This window comes from Mycolicibacterium houstonense (assembly GCF_900078665.2).
GTDB classification, from domain to species: Bacteria; Actinomycetota; Actinomycetes; order Mycobacteriales; family Mycobacteriaceae; genus Mycobacterium; species Mycobacterium houstonense.
The window spans coordinates 2,343,820-2,357,873 of the sequence record NZ_LT546207.1; the positions used below are offsets into that span (position 1 = coordinate 2,343,820).

Below are 14,054 nucleotides of genomic sequence, written 5' to 3' on the forward strand. Positions count from 1 at the left end.
GCTTGCCATGCCTGCTGCGCGCGTTGCCAAGACATCGCCGGTTTGGGCGATGGAGATCATTTTCCGACGCCGGCGTGACGCCGGACCTGACGCGCGCCGTCCAAGCCCGGCCCCAGGAAACGGGCGGCCAGCGCGGTGAAAGCCTCCGGATCTCCGGTGGCCTCGAATGCCCGTCGGGCCGGACCGGATTCGTGCGGTTTGAGCAAATCGAGTTCGGTCAGTACCCGGAGCAGGTCCTTGGCGGTCTCTTCGGCCGAGGACACCAGCGTCACGTTGTCGCCCATCGCCAACTGGATGAGCCCGGACAGCATCGGGTAGTGCGTGCACCCCAGCACCAGGGTGTCCACCTCGGCCCGCTGCAAGGGCTCGAGGTAGCCCTCGGCCAACCCGAGGACCTGACGTCCGCTCGTCACCCCGCGCTCGACGAAGTCGACGAACCGCGGGCAGGCCACGCCGATCACCTCGGTGTCGCGGGCCGCGGCGAAGGCGTCCTGATAGGCACCGGAGGCGATGGTGGCCGCAGTGCCGATCACCCCGATCCGCCCGTTGCGGGTGGCGGCCACCGCACGCCGCACCGCGGGCAGGATCACCTCGACCACCGGCACGGGCGAGTAGCGTTCACGCGCGTCGCGCAGGCAGGCCGACGACGCGGTGTTGCAGGCGATCACCAGGGCCTTGACGCCGCGGGCGACGAGGTCGTCGCCGATGGCCAGCGAGTGCGCCCGGATCTCGGGGATGGTCAACGGGCCGTACGGGCCGTTGCCGGTGTCGCCGACATAGATGATGTCCTCGTCGGGCAACTGGTCGATGATCGCGCGGGCGACGGTCAGGCCACCGACGCCGGAGTCGAAGATGCCGACGGGTGCGAGTGCGTTGTTCATGAGGTGAGCTGGTTGGGGCGCCTGCGCGCTTCCCGTGCCTTGCGCTCCGGGCCCGACAGCAGGTACGCCGCGATCAGGCCGGCGACGGCCCCGCTCAGGTGGCCCTGCCACGACACCCCTGCATTACCCGGCAACACACCGAACAGCACGCCGCCGTACACGAACAGCACGACGACGCCGATGACGATCTCCCACGCATTGCGGGTGAAGAAGCCGAACACGATCAGGAAGGCCAACCAGCCGAAGATCAGACCGGATGCGCCGATGTGAGTGCTCGTGCACTGCACCGTCACGTACGGACAATGCAGGCCGATATTGCCGATCACCCAGGTGCCGAACCCGCCGAGAATCCAGATGATCGCGGTCGCGGCGATGAACCGACCCATCCCCGCCAGCGTCATGAGAAACCCGAGCACCAGCGCGGGCACGGTGTTGGCGATCAGATGCGCCCAACCGCCGTGCAGCAGCGGCGCCCACAGGATGCCCCACAGCCCGTCGGTCTGCAGCGGCCGGATCCCGTCCTGGTCGAGCCGGTGGCCCATCGCGGTGTCGACGATCTCGATGACCCACAGCAGCACGACGAAGCTGATGATCGTCAGGCCGCCGACCAGCCATGCGGGTCGTTTCTTCGGCGCGGTCGAAGGAAGGTTGGTCATACCCGCCCGCTCACGCCCATAGCTGCCCTTCCAACGCGTCCTCGGCGTCATCCAGGCTACCGGCGTAGGCGCCCGTCGACAGATACTTCCAACCGGCGTCGGCCACCACGAACGCGATGTCGGCCCGCTCGCCGGCCTTGATCGCCTTGGCCGCCATCCCCAGCGCGGCGTGCAGCACCGCGCCGGTGGAGATGCCGGCGAAAATGCCTTCGCGGGTGACCAGATCGCGGGTGCGCTTGACGGCGTCGTAGGAGCCCACCGAGAACCGGGTGGTCAGCACGTCGGCGTCGTACAGCTCGGGGATGAAGCCCTCGTCGATGTTCCGCAGCGCGTACACACCCTCGCCGTACCGCGGTTCGGCGGCCACGATCTGGACGCCGGGCACGTGCTCGCGCAGAAACCGGCCGGTGCCCATCAGGGTCCCGGTGGTGCCCAGCCCGGCGACGAAATGCGTGATCTCGGGCAGGTCGGCCAGCAGCTCCGGGCCGGTGCCGTAGTAGTGCGCGTCGGTGTTGGCCGGGTTGCCGTACTGGTACAGCATCACCCACGACGGATTCTCCGCAGCGAGTTCCTTCGCGGTGGCCACCGCGGTGTTGGACCCACCCTCGGCCGGGCTGAAGATGATCTTGGCGCCGTAGAGCTCGAGGATCTGACGCCGCTCGATGGAGGTGTTCTCGGGCATCACGCAGATCATGTTGTAGCCCTTGAGCAGCGCCGCCATGGCCAGCGAGATCCCGGTGTTGCCGCTGGTCGGTTCCAGGATGGTGGCACCCGGGCTCAGCAGCCCGTCGCGTTCGGCCTGCTCGATCATGCGCAGGGCCGGCCGGTCCTTGATCGACCCGGTCGGGTTGCGGTCCTCGAGCTTGGCCCACAGCCGCACATGTGGCCCGTCCGGACCGTCCTCCCACCGCGGCGACAGGTGCTGCAACCCGACCAGCGGGGTGTTGCCGAGGGCCTGCAGCAGCGAGTCGTATCTGGTCATGGAGCGCCGGGCCTATCCGCCCGCGACGGCAGGCAGGATCGTCACCGAATCGCCGTTGGCGATGGTGGTGTCCAGGCCGCCGGAGAACCGTACGTCCTCGTCGTTGACGTAGATGTTGACGAAGCGGTGCAGCTTGCCGTCATCGACCAGCCGGTCGGAGATCCCGGCGTAGTTGGCCTCCAGATCACTGATCACCGCCGCGAGCGTGGCACCCGAGGCGCTGACGCGCTTCTGCCCGCCGGTGTGCGGACGCAGGATGGTCGGGATGGAGACGGTGACGGAAATGGGCTCGGTCATGCGGACGCCTTTCTAATACTGCTCGACGATGTTGACGGGTTCCTCGGTGACGACGCCGTCGATGATTCGGTAGCTGCGCAGCTCGTGCTCCTCCGGGTCTCGGGTGGAGACCAGCACGTAGTGCGCGTCGGGTTCCTGGGCCAGCGAGATGTCCGTGCGGCTCGGGTACGCCTCGGTCGCGGTGTGCGAGTGGTAGATGACAATCGGAGCGTCGCCTGCCTCTTCTAAGCCGCGCCACACCTTGAGTTGCTCGCCGGAGTCGAAACGGTAGAAGGTCGGCGAGCGCTCGGCGTTGACCATCGCGATGAACCGCTCGGGACGGTCGGAGCCCTCCGGTCCGGCGATCACCCCACATGCCTCGTCGGGGTGGTCGGCGCGGGCATGCGCCACCATCGCCTCGACGAGATCCCGGCGGATCACCAGCACGTCACAACTCCTTCATTCGGTGTCCTCACCGCGAAACTGTATTCCGGCAGGAAGACGTCGAGTCGACCCAGCCTGGAATGCGGTTTCGGCGGAGCGCCGATTTCATTCGAACGCTCCCGGCAACATGTCACGGTAGGTCGGTATTCCGGCAACCGACTCGGCGGCCAGCAGCCCGACCATCACCGCCCGGGCCAGACAGTCCGCGGCGGCGGCCCCGACGCGGGTGACAAGCGCTGTCTCCGGTGACATCGCCACCGGGGTCTTCTCGTCCGGCTCGACGGTGATCGCACCGGTCGCCAGCGCGAACACCGTATCGCCGTCCAACGGGGTGTGGCACGGCGAGATGGTGCGGGCCAGCCCGTCGTGCGCGGCGACCGCCATCCGGCGACAGCCGGCCGGGCTGAGCGCGGCGTCGGTGGCGACAACGGCGATGGTGGTGTTGAGCGGACCCAGTTCCCGGTGCAGGTCGGCATAGCCGGCCAGCTCGGCGGCCGGCGGCGCGATCAGCCCGAACTCCTCGATCAACTGGGCCATCCAGGGCAACCCGGTCGCCGGGTCCACGACGTCGCCTGCGGCATTGAGCACCACCAGGGCACCCACGGTGACCCCGCAGTCCAGCACCACCGAGGCGGTGCCGACACCGCCCTTGAGCACACCGGCCCGGGCACCGACGCCGCCACCGACGGTCCCGAGCGCGAACTGCGGGCCTGCCGCGGCGGCGGCCGCGTAGCCGAACTCGGCGGTCGGACGGTTGCCCCAGCCCCCCACGGGCAGGTCGAAGATCACCGCGGCGGGCACGATCGGCACCACGCCGCCGTCCATCGCCACGCCCCGGCCCTGCTCCTCCAGCCAGGTCATCACCCCATCGGCGGCGGCCAGACCGTAGGCACTTCCTCCGGTCAGCACCACGGCGTCGACGTGGCGCACGGTGTTGATCGGGTCGAGCAGATCGGTCTCGCGGGTACCCGGTGCGCCCCCGCGCCCGTCCACGGCGCCGACGGTCCCGGGCGGGGTGAGCACCACTGTCGAACCCGACGCCCACCCCGAGCCCAGCGACACGTCCGGGTCGATGCGGTGGTGGTGGCCGACCAGGATGCCGCCCACGTCGGTGATCGAGCCGGTCACCGACTCACCTCCCCATGAGTCCGAGCACGAGGTACTCCTGCAGCACGGTCAGCCACTGATAGACGTCGAGGTGCCCGGCCATCGGATGCTCGGTGGGCAACTGGTCGGGGCCCTGCGGACCGATGTCCAGCATGGTCCCCAGTGCGAGCCGGATGTCGTTGACCGCCGCCGCCCAGGCCTCGGCGTCGTCCTCGGTGAGCTCGAACTTTCCGCCGCCGTGCGGCAGGGTGTCCAACAGTCGTTGGGCGGCTTGACGTTTGGCATCGATGATGCCCGGCTCGTGCAGGCCGCGCAGCGCGCTGTTGAGGCTCTCGGCCGTTCCCGATCCGGCAGGATGCTCGGTCTGCGGCCGGAAGAAATCCGGGAGCAGACGCTTCATCGTGGCGTCCTCGGGCGGCTGCGGATTGCCGGTCTTCATGCCGGTGATCATCTCGAGTTCGTCTGTGGGTCCAGATGATCCGCGCTCCTCGAGCATCCCGAGCATCGACGTGCTCAGGCTGGACAGCAGCGTGACCTCGTGTGCCTCCAATGCCGAGCGGAACCGCACACCACGGGCGGTCTCGACCCGTTTCCATTTGCGCACAGTCGATCAGCGGTCCTGTTGCATGGTGGCCCACAACCCGGCGGCGTGCAGTTTCGACACGTCAGTCTCCATCGACTCACGACTTCCCGCCGACACCACCGCCTTGCCCTCGTTGTGCACCTGCAGCATGAGCTTGGTGGCGTGCGGCTCGCTGTACCCGAACAGTTTCTGGAAGACGTAGGTGACGTAGGTCATCAGGTTGACCGGATCGTCCCAGACGATGGTCACCCAGGGGCTTTCGGTGGCCCCGACTTCCTCGACCTCACGCTCCTCACGGGTCCCCGGTCGGGCCTTCGCCGGTGTAACCATGGGCCCACAATACCGGCAGGGGAGCCTCGATATTAAAGCAGCTGCGAACAGCTACGGTTGCTGATGTGACCGTCGCGCTGCTGACCGACAAGTACGAGCTCACCATGCTCGCCGCCGCGCTCCGCGATGGCACGGCGCACCGCCGCACCACATTCGAGGTCTTCGCCCGCCGACTGCCGGAAGGCCGCCGCTACGGCGTGGTCGCCGGCACCGGACGGTTCGTTGAAGCGTTGGCACAGTTCACCTTCTCCCCGGAGGAGCTGGAGTCGCTGTCGGAGTTCTTGGACCCGGCGACACTGGATTTCCTGGCCGGCTACCGGTTCGGCGGGGACGTCGACGGCTACCCCGAGGGCGAGCTCTATTTCCCGGGTTCTCCGGTGCTTTCGGTGCACGGAACCTNCGGCGTCCCAGTCGAAGGACACCACCCGGCCGACGATCTGGCCGCCGCACGGGAGCGGGTCGCCGCGGGGCTGCACAGCCTGCCGTGGGACGGCCTCAAACTCTCGCGCGGCGAGCCTGCGGTCCCCACCCGCGTCGTGCCACCCGTGCAGGACCGTTAGTTCTCCGACATGGCAAGCCCGACCAAGCCATCCCGCGAGGTGGCGAATGTGGTGACCAACCTCCTCAAGATCGCGGTCAAGGGACTCGGCGGCGCGAGCCGTCCGGGGCAGGTCGAGATGGCCGAGGCGGTGGCGCACGCCTTCGAGTCCGGCGAGCATCTGGCCGTGCAGGCCGGCACCGGCACCGGCAAGTCGCTGGCCTACCTCGTACCATCGATCGCCCGGGCACTGCAGACCGAACAACCGGTGGTGGTCTCGACGGCCACGATCGCCCTGCAACGTCAGCTCGTCGACCGCGACCTGCCCCGGCTGGTGAACTCACTGGCCGACGCCCTGCCCCGCAAACCCACCTTCGCCTTGTTGAAAGGGCGAGGAAACTATCTGTGCCTCAACAAGATCCACAACGGCGCCGCGGAGGAGCCGGCGGACCGGCCACAAGAAGAGCTGTTCTCCCCCATGGCGGTCAGCGCGATGGGTCGCGATGTGCAGCGGCTGACCGAATGGTCGTCGGACACCGAGACCGGTGACCGCGACGAGCTGACCCCCGGGGTACCGGACCGGTCCTGGTCCCAGGTCAGCGTGTCCGCACGGGAGTGCATCGGAGTGTCGCGATGCCAGTTCGGTACCGACTGCTTCGCCGAGCGGGCGCGGGAGAAGGCCGGTGCGGCCGATGTCGTGGTGACCAATCACGCGCTGCTGGCCATCGACGCGCTCTCCGATTTCGCGGTGCTGCCCGAGTACGAGCTGCTGGTGGTCGACGAGGCGCACGAACTGGCCGACCGCGTCACCGGGGTGGCCACCGCGGAGTTGTCGGCGACGTCCATGGCCGTGGCGCACCGCCGGATGGCGCGGTTGGTGGATGACGAACTGGCACAACGGTTCGAGGCCGCGGTCGCGACGCTGTCATCGATGCTGCACGAGACCGAGGCAGGCCNGGTGTATAAGAGACAGGCCCGCAGCTGGGCGCGGTGCGCATCGACTCGGGTGACCTGGGCGTGCTGGCTCGTCAGGTGCGCCAGCAGCTCGACGATCTGGGCGCCACCGGCACCCAGATCGTGGTCTCCGGAGACCTCGACGAGTTCGCCATCGCCGCGCTGCGCGCCGAGCCGGTCGACAGCTACGGCGTCGGCACCTCGGTGGTCACCGGTTCCGGCGCCCCGACCGCGGGCATGGTCTACAAGCTGGTCGAGGTCGACGGGATGCCGGTGGCCAAGCGCAGCAGCCACAAGGAATCCCACGGCGGACGCAAGCAGGCGCTTCGGCTGGCCAANCGCGCTGCGTGACGCGGCCAACGCGGCGCGGACGGCGATCGACACCTCCCCCAGCGATCCGCAGGCCGCCTCGGCCCGCACCGAGGCCGTCACCGCGCTGAACGACGTCAGCGACACCGCCACCCGCATCCTCACCTCGTTCGTGCCGCCCATCCCCGACCGCGTCGACGTGGTCTGGGTGGAACAGTCCGAACCGCCCAACGCCGGCAATGCGGCCGCGCCGCGAACCGGAGGCCGAACCCTGCTGCGGGTGGCGCCGATGTCGGTGGCGGGACTGTTGCGCACCAGATTGTTCGCCCACACCACGGCGGTACTGACCTCGGCCACCCTCACCTTGGGCGGGAATTTCGATGCGATGGCGCGCAACTGGGGATTGGGCGGTTTCGACACCGGTGACTCCGGCGAGCCGGCCAAACCGGGCGGGACCGGCGAGTCCGCCAAACGGGGCTGGCGTGGGCTCGATGTCGGCTCCCCGTTCGACCACGCGAAGTCGGCGATCCTCTACGTCGCCAAGCACCTACCGCCGCCGGGGCGCGACGGCACCGACACCCGGACGCTCGATGAGATCGAGGGCCTGATCACCGCGGCAGGTGGCCGCACCCTCGGGCTCTTCTCGTCGATGCGCGCGGCCAAGGCCGCCGCCGAGGTCATGCGCGGGCGGCTGGCCACCCCAGTGCTGTGCCAGGGTGAGGACACCACTTCGGCTCTGGTACAACAGTTCTCCGACGATCCGGAGACCTCGTTGTTCGGCACCCTGTCGCTGTGGCAGGGCGTCGACGTGCCCGGCCCGTCGCTGTCGCTGGTGCTGATCGACCGCATTCCGTTTCCCCGCCCGGACGATCCGCTGCTGACTGCCCGTCAACGGGCCATCAGTGCGCACGGCGGCAACGGTTTCATGGCGGTGGCCGCCAACCATGCCGCGCTGCTGCTCGCCCAGGGCACCGGAAGATTGCTGCGCCACACCGACGATCGCGGGGTGATCGCCGTACTGGACTCCCGGCTGGCAACCGCCCGCTACGGCGGCTACCTGCGCTCGTCGTTGCCACCGTTCTGGTCCACCACCGACCCCGACCGGGTGCGTCAATCGCTGAAGCGGCTTCGCGGCGCGGGCTGATAACGCCACCCGGTGCACGCTGAGTTAACTAGTGTGTGCGGCAATTACCCGTGCGGGCGATTGCGGCCGCCTGAGTACAGCGGAAGGCGACAACATGAGCCGACGTACCCGGTTCGGCATCGCTGTCGCGGCGTGCGCGGTCGCGTCACTCACCGCGTGCTCGTCTCTGGTCGGCGGCACGGCGGTTTCGGTGTTCAGCGATCCTTTCTCGGTGGCCGGCATGCGGGCCACCGACGGCCCCAGTGGGCTGCGGCCGGATGCGGCCGAACCCACCCGCAAGGTCAACCACACCGACGGCGGCGCGATCGACAATCTGGCCGCCAGCGCGGTCAGCGACCTCGAAGAGTTCTGGTCGGGCACCTACTCGGAGGTGTTCGAGGGTGATTTCCAGCCCGTGCGCGCGCTGATCTCGTGGGACGCCGAGAGTTTCGACGGTGAGTTCTGCGGGATGGAGACGTACGGACTGGTCAACGCCGCGTTCTGCAAACCGGACCGGACCATCGGCTGGGACCGTGGCGTGCTGATGCCCGGGCTGCGCCAGCACAACGGCGACATGGGCGCCGTGATGGTGCTGGCCCACGAGTACGGCCACGCGATCCAGCAGCAGTCCGGTCTGGTGAACCGCAAGACGCCCACCCTGGTCGCCGAGCAGCAGGCCGACTGCCTGGCGGGCACCTACATGCGGTGGGTGGCCGAGGGCGATTCGCCGAGGTTCTCGCTCAGCACGGGCGACGGGCTCAACAACCTGCTGGCGGCGGTGATCGCGTTCCGGGACCCGCTGCTGACCGAGGCCGAGGCCCGGTACGGGATCGACGAGCACGGCTCGGCGTTCGAGCGGGTGTCGGCCTTCCAGTTCGGATTCACCGACGGTCCCGCAGCCTGCGCCGCGATCGACGTCCAGGAGATCAACCAACGCCGCGGCGAACTGCCGGTCTTGTTGCCGGAGAACGAAAGTGGCGATCTCGAGATCACCGAACGCTGGGTCCGCTCGATCGTCGATGCGCTCAACACGCTGTTCAAGCCGGCCGATCCCCCGAAGCTGAGCTTCCGGCCCGACAGCGCGGTCGACTGCCCGAGCGCGCGGCCCAGCCCGCCGGCCTCGTACTGCCCCGATACCAATGCCATCGTGGTCGACCTGCCCGAACTGCAGGTGCTGGCGACGCCTCCGGATGACTTCGCCGTCGGCGGCCTGGCCGGTGGCGACAACAACGCCTTCTCGGTATTGATCTCGCGCTACATGCTGGCGTTGCAGCACGCGCGTGGGCTGGTGCTCGACAACGCCGCGGCGGCGCTGCGGACGGCGTGCCTGACCGGGGTGGCGACGGCCAAGATGACCAAGCCGGTGACCTTGCCCAGCGGCGACACGATTCTGCTGACCGCAGGCGACGTCGACGAGGCGGTGTCGGGCATCCTCACCAACGGGCTGGCGGCCAGTGACGTCAACGGCGAATCGGTGCCGTCGGGCTTCGCCCGCATCGACGCCTTCCGGGTCGGCATCCTCGGTGACGAGCAGCGCTGCCTCAAACGGTTCGCCTGACGCGCCGGCTCACACCACCTTCGTGGTCCCGTACCACGCCAGCACCGCCTCGGATTCGTCGGTCGAGCGGGTGAGCACCGCGTAGGACCGGATGAAGGACTGGCCCACGCAGCCGTCGATCTTGACCCGGAAGTTGCTGATCATCACCCATGGCTCGGTGCCCTTGAATTCCTTCTCCGCCACGGGGATGAGGTTGATGATGCCGGGCTTGAGGCCGATGGTGATGCCGCCGCCGATATTGGAGCCGACACCAGGCAGGATCCCCTCGGGCCAGGGCGTGACCACGTCGGTGCCGAGAATCCCAACGGACGAGTTGAGGCCGACAGTGCCGGTCAGCGCGACGCCGTTGGAGGTGCTCATATCGATGCCGCAACCGATCTGAAATCCGGCCTCCAAAGTGCCACCCGGTTCGTCACCCGCGTCGGGACCCACCATCGAACCGCGGTACGTGCCGCCGACCACATATTCGCGGGAAGAGATCGCGGTGGTCAGCGGCTCCACTGCGGCCTGGGTCTCATCACTGGCCGACACCGTCAGGTTCCAGCCGTCCGGGGTCGTGAGGTGGGCCGGCGGGGTCGACTCGACCCGGTCGGCGGCGGCCGGTTCCCCCGGTGCCGGCACCACGTCGGCGACGACCTCGACGTTGGGCGGGACGGCGGGATCGGCCCATGCCGGTGACACGGATGCCGCGCCTGCCAGGCACACGGCGGTGAGCAGTCCGAACGAGCGAATCAACACGGGCGGCCTCTCGTTACGGTTCCCTTCGGGAACGTATCGCCACGTTCCTGGAGGGAACAAGACTGCCTATGTCTTTACCCGACCGTTATCCCCGGCCGGCACTCAGGTGGGCATTTTGAGGACGAACCCGGATTCCAGCGCCACCCAGCAGGCGCCGTCCGGGCCGATCGCGAGCCCGTGCGGTTCGCTGCCCGCGGGCAGGTCGATGGTCACCACGTCGCCGTCGCCGGTGACCCTGGCGATCTGGTCGGCACCCCACAGGCTGACCCAAACCCCGTCGTCCGGATCGGCGACCACGGCGTGCGGTTTGCCCGGCAGGTCCAGCTCCTGGATGGCGTCGTCAACCGGAATCCGGCCGATCTTGCCGGCACGGATCTCGGTGAACCACACCGCGTCGTCATGTGTCGCTGCGATGCCGACCGGACCGGCTGCGGCAGTGGGCAATTCGCGCAATGTGAGGCTTCCGTCGACGGTCAGCCGGCCCACCGCGCCGGTCTCGTTGAGGGTGAACCACAACGCATCGTCGGGCCCCTTGGTGATCATCGACGGCATCCCGCCGACCGCGGCCACACTGGTGACCTCCCCGTCTGCGCCGATGCGGCCGATCGTCCCGGACGACATCGTGGTGAACCACATCGCGTCGTCGGGACCCGCGGTGATCCCGAACGGCGAACTGCCCTCGGGCAATTCGAACGTACGCAGCTCACCGGCCGTGGTGATCCGACCGATCCGGTCGTCGCCGGACCGGGTGAACCACAGGGCCCCATCCGACCCGGCCGCGATGATCGAGGGACGCGAGCACTCGCCGACCGGGAACCTGGTGACCTCACCGGTCACCGACACCCGGGCGACCTCGCCGCTGTGTACCAGCGTCACCCACATCGCGCCGTCGCCGCCTGCGGCCAGCGCGTACGGCCCACCGTCGAGCTGAACTTTGAGCGCTTTACTCAAGCCAGCGTCACCAGGCCCAGTTCGTTGTCCGCCGTGAGCAACCGGTGGTGCGGCAGCACCCGCACGGTGTAGCCCACCGGCCCGGCCACCGGCAGCGGCGTACTGGTCGAGAACACATCGGCACCCCCGTCGGCCGAGCCGGTGTGGGTCATCGGCACGGTCACCGGGTTCACGATCACGTCACTGGCATCCACCCGACCCAGGACGGCCTGCACGGTGACCTCGTCGGGGCGCAGGCCCGCCAACTGCACGGTGGCGCACAGGGTCAGCTCTGAGCCCAGCAACGGGGTGTCGGGCAGGCCGTAGCTGTCCACGTCGGTGACCTGGATCTTCGGCCAGGCCTCCTGTGCCCTCCGCCGGTAGTCGGCCAGTTCGCGGGCGGCGCCGAACGGCTCGCCCGAGGTGGCCTCGACGGTCTGGCGCAACGAGAGCGCGGCAGGCAGGTAGTACTGCTCGGTGTAGTCCCGCACCATGCGCGAGGCCAGCACCTTGGGCCCGAGCACCTGCAGGGTGTGACGCACCATCTCGACCCACCGGGTCGGGACCCCGTGCTCGTCGCGCTCGTAGAACTTCGGCGTCACCGCATGTTCGAGCAGGTCGTACAGGGCCGCGGCCTCCAGATCGTCGCGCCGTGCCTCGTCGTCGACACCGTCGGCGGTCGGGATCTCCCAACCGTTCTCGCCGTCGTACCACTCGTCCCACCAGCCGTCGCGGATCGACAGGTTCAGCCCGCCGTTGAGCGCACTCTTCATCCCCGACGTGCCGCAGGCTTCCAACGGGCGCAGCGGATTGTTGAGCCAGACGTCGCAACCCCAGTACAGCAGGCGGGCCATCGACATGTCGTAATCCGGCAGGAACGCGATGCGGTGGCGTACCTCCGGCCGGTCGGCGAACCGCACGATCTGCTGGATCAGCGCCTTGCCGCCGTCGTCGGCCGGGTGCGACTTGCCCGCCACGATCAGCTGCACCGGGCGCTTCTCGTCGAGCAGCAGCTTCTCCAGCCGCTCCGGATCCCGCAGCATCAAGGTCAGGCGCTTGTAGGTGGGCACCCGCCGGGCGAAACCGACAGTCAGCACCGAGGGATCGAAAGCCGTTGCGATCCAGCCCAGTTCGGCCTCGGATGCACCGCGCTCCAGCCAGGAGCGCCGCAACCGGTCACGGACGTCGGCGATCAGCGTCTCGCGCAGCTGCGAACGGATCCACCACATGTGCCCCGGGTCGACCTCCTGCAGGCGCTCCCACACCGCCGGTTCTGCGGCCTCCGACCCGATCAGCTCGCGGCCAAGGGCCAGCCATTGCGGGGCCGCCCAGGTCGGGGCGTGCACCCCGTTGGTGATCGACCCGATCGGCACCTCGGCGCGGTCGAATCCCGGCCACAGGTCGTTGAACATGGCCCGGCTGACCCGACCGTGCAGCAGCGACACCCCGTTGGCCCGCTGCGCCAACCGAAGGCCCATGTGCGCCATGTTGAACTTCGACGGATCGTCCTCGGCACCGAACGCGATCACCCGATCCAGCGGCACCCCCGGCAGCAGCCGACTGTCGGCCGGACCGCCAGGTGGGCTGCCGAAATAGCGCCGGATCATCTCGACGGGGAACCGGTCGATCCCGGCGGGCACCGGGGTGTGCGTGGTGAACACCGTAGAGGACCGCACGACGGTCAATGCGGTGTCGAAGTCCAGCCCGGCGGCGACGAGTTCGCGGATACGTTCCACGCCGAGGAAGCCTGCGTGGCCCTCGTTCATGTGGAACACCTCAGGGGCGGGCAGGTTTTCGATCTCGGTGAACGCGCGGACCGCGCGGATACCGCCGATACCGGCCAGGATCTCCTGCTTGATGCGGTGTTCCTGATCGCCGCCGTAGAGCCGGTCGGTGACCCCGCGCAGCTCGTGCTCGTTCTCCGGGACATCGGAATCGAGCAGGAGCAACGGGATCCGGCCCACCTGCGCGACCCACACCCGGGCCCGCAGTTCGCGGGCGTCCGGAAGCGCCAGCGTCACCAGCACCGGCGCTCCGGACGCGTCCGTGAGCAGGCGCAACGGCAACCCTTGGGGGTCCAGCGACGGATAGGTCTCGTGCTGCCAGCCATCGGCGGTCAGGGACTGCCGGAAGTAACCCGAGCGGTAGTACAGGCCGACCGCGATCAGCGGCAGGCCCAGATCCGAAGCTGATTTCAGATGGTCGCCGGCCAGGATGCCCAGCCCGCCCGAGTAGTTGGGCAGCACCTCGGCGACGCCGAACTCCATCGAGAAGTACGCGATCCCCTTGGGCATCGCGACGCCGTCGGCGATCTGCTGCTGGTACCACAGCGGCCGCTCGAGGTAGTTGTCCAGATCACCGGCAAGCTCGTCGAGGCGATTCAGGAACGACTCGTCACCGGCGAGTTCGTCGAGCCGTTGCGGACTCACCGCCCCGAGCAACGCCACCGGGTCGCCACTGGTCTGCTGCCACAGCCCGGAATCGACCTCAGCAAACAGATCCTGGGTCGGCTTGTGCCATGACCAGCGCAGGTTGATCGACAGTCGTTCCAGCGCCGCCAACCGCTCGGGAAGGTGCGTGCGGACAGTGAACCTTCTCAGGGCTTTCACGCGAACCAACCTTACTGACAATTCCGGTTCGCGCAG

Annotated in this window: 12 protein-coding genes and 4 pseudogenes; 5 read left to right on the forward strand and 11 right to left on the reverse strand. The window is 68.6% G+C overall.

All coding sequences use genetic code 11. The annotated features are described in order from the left end of the window. Window positions 1-56 precede the first annotated feature (56 nt). The 8 genes from murI to clpS all read right to left on the reverse strand — a co-directional run bounded on the left by murI (window position 57) and on the right by clpS (window position 5,259). Window positions 57-881, reverse strand: coding sequence for a glutamate racemase (murI, locus tag BN4332_RS11710; RefSeq protein ID WP_066898606.1), 825 nt, complete (start codon window positions 879-881; stop codon window positions 57-59). Then, entirely contained in the window at window positions 878-1,537 is a 660-nt protein-coding gene (locus BN4332_RS11715; protein ID WP_066898607.1) for a rhomboid family intramembrane serine protease, read from the reverse strand. Before BN4332_RS11715 ends, murI begins: the two co-directional genes overlap by 4 nt. Window positions 1,538-1,547: 10 nt before the next feature. After that, entirely contained in the window at window positions 1,548-2,519 is a 972-nt protein-coding gene (locus tag BN4332_RS11720) for a cysteine synthase (protein WP_066898608.1), read from the reverse strand. Window positions 2,520-2,531: 12 nt separating this feature from the next. Next, complete coding sequence (locus BN4332_RS11725) at window positions 2,532-2,804, reverse strand: MoaD/ThiS family protein (RefSeq protein ID WP_066898675.1); 273 nt, start codon at window positions 2,802-2,804, stop codon at window positions 2,532-2,534. A gap of 24 nt (window positions 2,805-2,828) precedes the next feature. Continuing rightward, entirely contained in the window at window positions 2,829-3,242 is a 414-nt protein-coding gene (locus BN4332_RS11730) for a M67 family metallopeptidase (protein ID WP_066898609.1), read from the reverse strand. 102 nt (window positions 3,243-3,344) lie between these two features. Continuing rightward, the gene (locus BN4332_RS11735) at window positions 3,345-4,367 is read right to left on the reverse strand and encodes a P1 family peptidase (protein ID WP_066898610.1); all 1,023 of its coding nucleotides are present in this window, start codon (window positions 4,365-4,367) and stop codon (window positions 3,345-3,347) included. A gap of 4 nt (window positions 4,368-4,371) precedes the next feature. Then, window positions 4,372-4,950 carry an oxidative stress transcriptional regulator AosR gene (gene aosR / locus BN4332_RS11740; RefSeq protein WP_066898611.1) on the reverse strand — a complete coding sequence of 193 codons (579 nt, stop codon included), beginning with the start codon at window positions 4,948-4,950 and terminating at the stop codon, window positions 4,372-4,374. 6 nt (window positions 4,951-4,956) lie between these two features. Continuing rightward, window positions 4,957-5,259: an ATP-dependent Clp protease adapter ClpS gene (gene clpS / locus BN4332_RS11745; protein ID WP_066898612.1), complete on the reverse strand. Its 303-nt coding sequence runs from the start codon at window positions 5,257-5,259 to the stop codon at window positions 4,957-4,959. Window positions 5,260-5,363: 104 nt separating this feature from the next. On the opposite strand from clpS, the pseudogene BN4332_RS11750 reads away from it, so the two are divergent. The 5 genes and pseudogenes from BN4332_RS11750 to BN4332_RS11770 form a co-directional block, all read left to right on the forward strand. After that, window positions 5,364-5,649 (forward strand): annotated as a pseudogene (locus tag BN4332_RS11750) (nicotinate phosphoribosyltransferase); the annotation flags it as partial. Between the two features lie 179 nt (window positions 5,650-5,828). Beyond that, window positions 5,829-6,752 (forward strand): annotated as a pseudogene (locus tag BN4332_RS35435) (ATP-dependent DNA helicase); the annotation flags it as partial. Window positions 6,753-6,769: 17 nt separating this feature from the next. Further along, window positions 6,770-7,087 (forward strand): annotated as a pseudogene (locus BN4332_RS35440) (nicotinate phosphoribosyltransferase); the annotation flags it as partial. Between the two features lie 4 nt (window positions 7,088-7,091). Next, window positions 7,092-8,204 (forward strand): annotated as a pseudogene (locus BN4332_RS35445) (ATP-dependent DNA helicase); the annotation flags it as partial. 94 nt (window positions 8,205-8,298) lie between these two features. After that, complete coding sequence (locus BN4332_RS11770) at window positions 8,299-9,741, forward strand: neutral zinc metallopeptidase (protein ID WP_066898614.1); 1,443 nt, start codon at window positions 8,299-8,301, stop codon at window positions 9,739-9,741. Window positions 9,742-9,750: 9 nt separating this feature from the next. Here BN4332_RS11770 and BN4332_RS11775 read toward each other — a convergent pair whose 3' ends face one another. The 3 genes from BN4332_RS11775 to BN4332_RS11785 form a co-directional block, all read right to left on the reverse strand. Continuing rightward, a complete protein-coding gene (locus BN4332_RS11775; protein ID WP_066898615.1) occupies window positions 9,751-10,479 on the reverse strand; it encodes an MspA family porin in 729 nt (242 codons plus the stop codon). A gap of 102 nt (window positions 10,480-10,581) precedes the next feature. Beyond that, window positions 10,582-11,430, reverse strand: a complete 849-nt coding sequence (locus BN4332_RS11780) for a Vgb family protein (protein WP_066898616.1) — start codon at window positions 11,428-11,430, stop codon at window positions 10,582-10,584. Then, a complete protein-coding gene (locus BN4332_RS11785) occupies window positions 11,427-14,018 on the reverse strand; it encodes a glycosyltransferase family 1 protein (protein WP_066898617.1) in 2,592 nt (863 codons plus the stop codon). The genes BN4332_RS11780 and BN4332_RS11785 overlap by 4 nt, the downstream gene beginning before the upstream one ends. Window positions 14,019-14,054: the final 36 nt, after the last annotated feature.

Excerpts from the sequence above, each read along its gene's own strand:
- BN4332_RS11720 (WP_066898608.1), bottom strand. The coding sequence starts at position 2,519 with ATGACCAGATACGACTCGCTGCTGCAGGCCCTCGGCAACACCCCGCTG.
- clpS (WP_066898612.1), bottom strand. The coding sequence starts at position 5,259 with ATGGTTACACCGGCGAAGGCCCGACCGGGGACCCGTGAGGAGCGTGAG.
- BN4332_RS11715 (WP_066898607.1), bottom strand. The coding sequence starts at position 1,537 with ATGACCAACCTTCCTTCGACCGCGCCGAAGAAACGACCCGCATGGCTG.
- BN4332_RS11770 (WP_066898614.1), top strand. The coding sequence starts at position 8,299 with ATGAGCCGACGTACCCGGTTCGGCATCGCTGTCGCGGCGTGCGCGGTC.
- murI (WP_066898606.1), bottom strand. The coding sequence starts at position 881 with ATGAACAACGCACTCGCACCCGTCGGCATCTTCGACTCCGGCGTCGGT.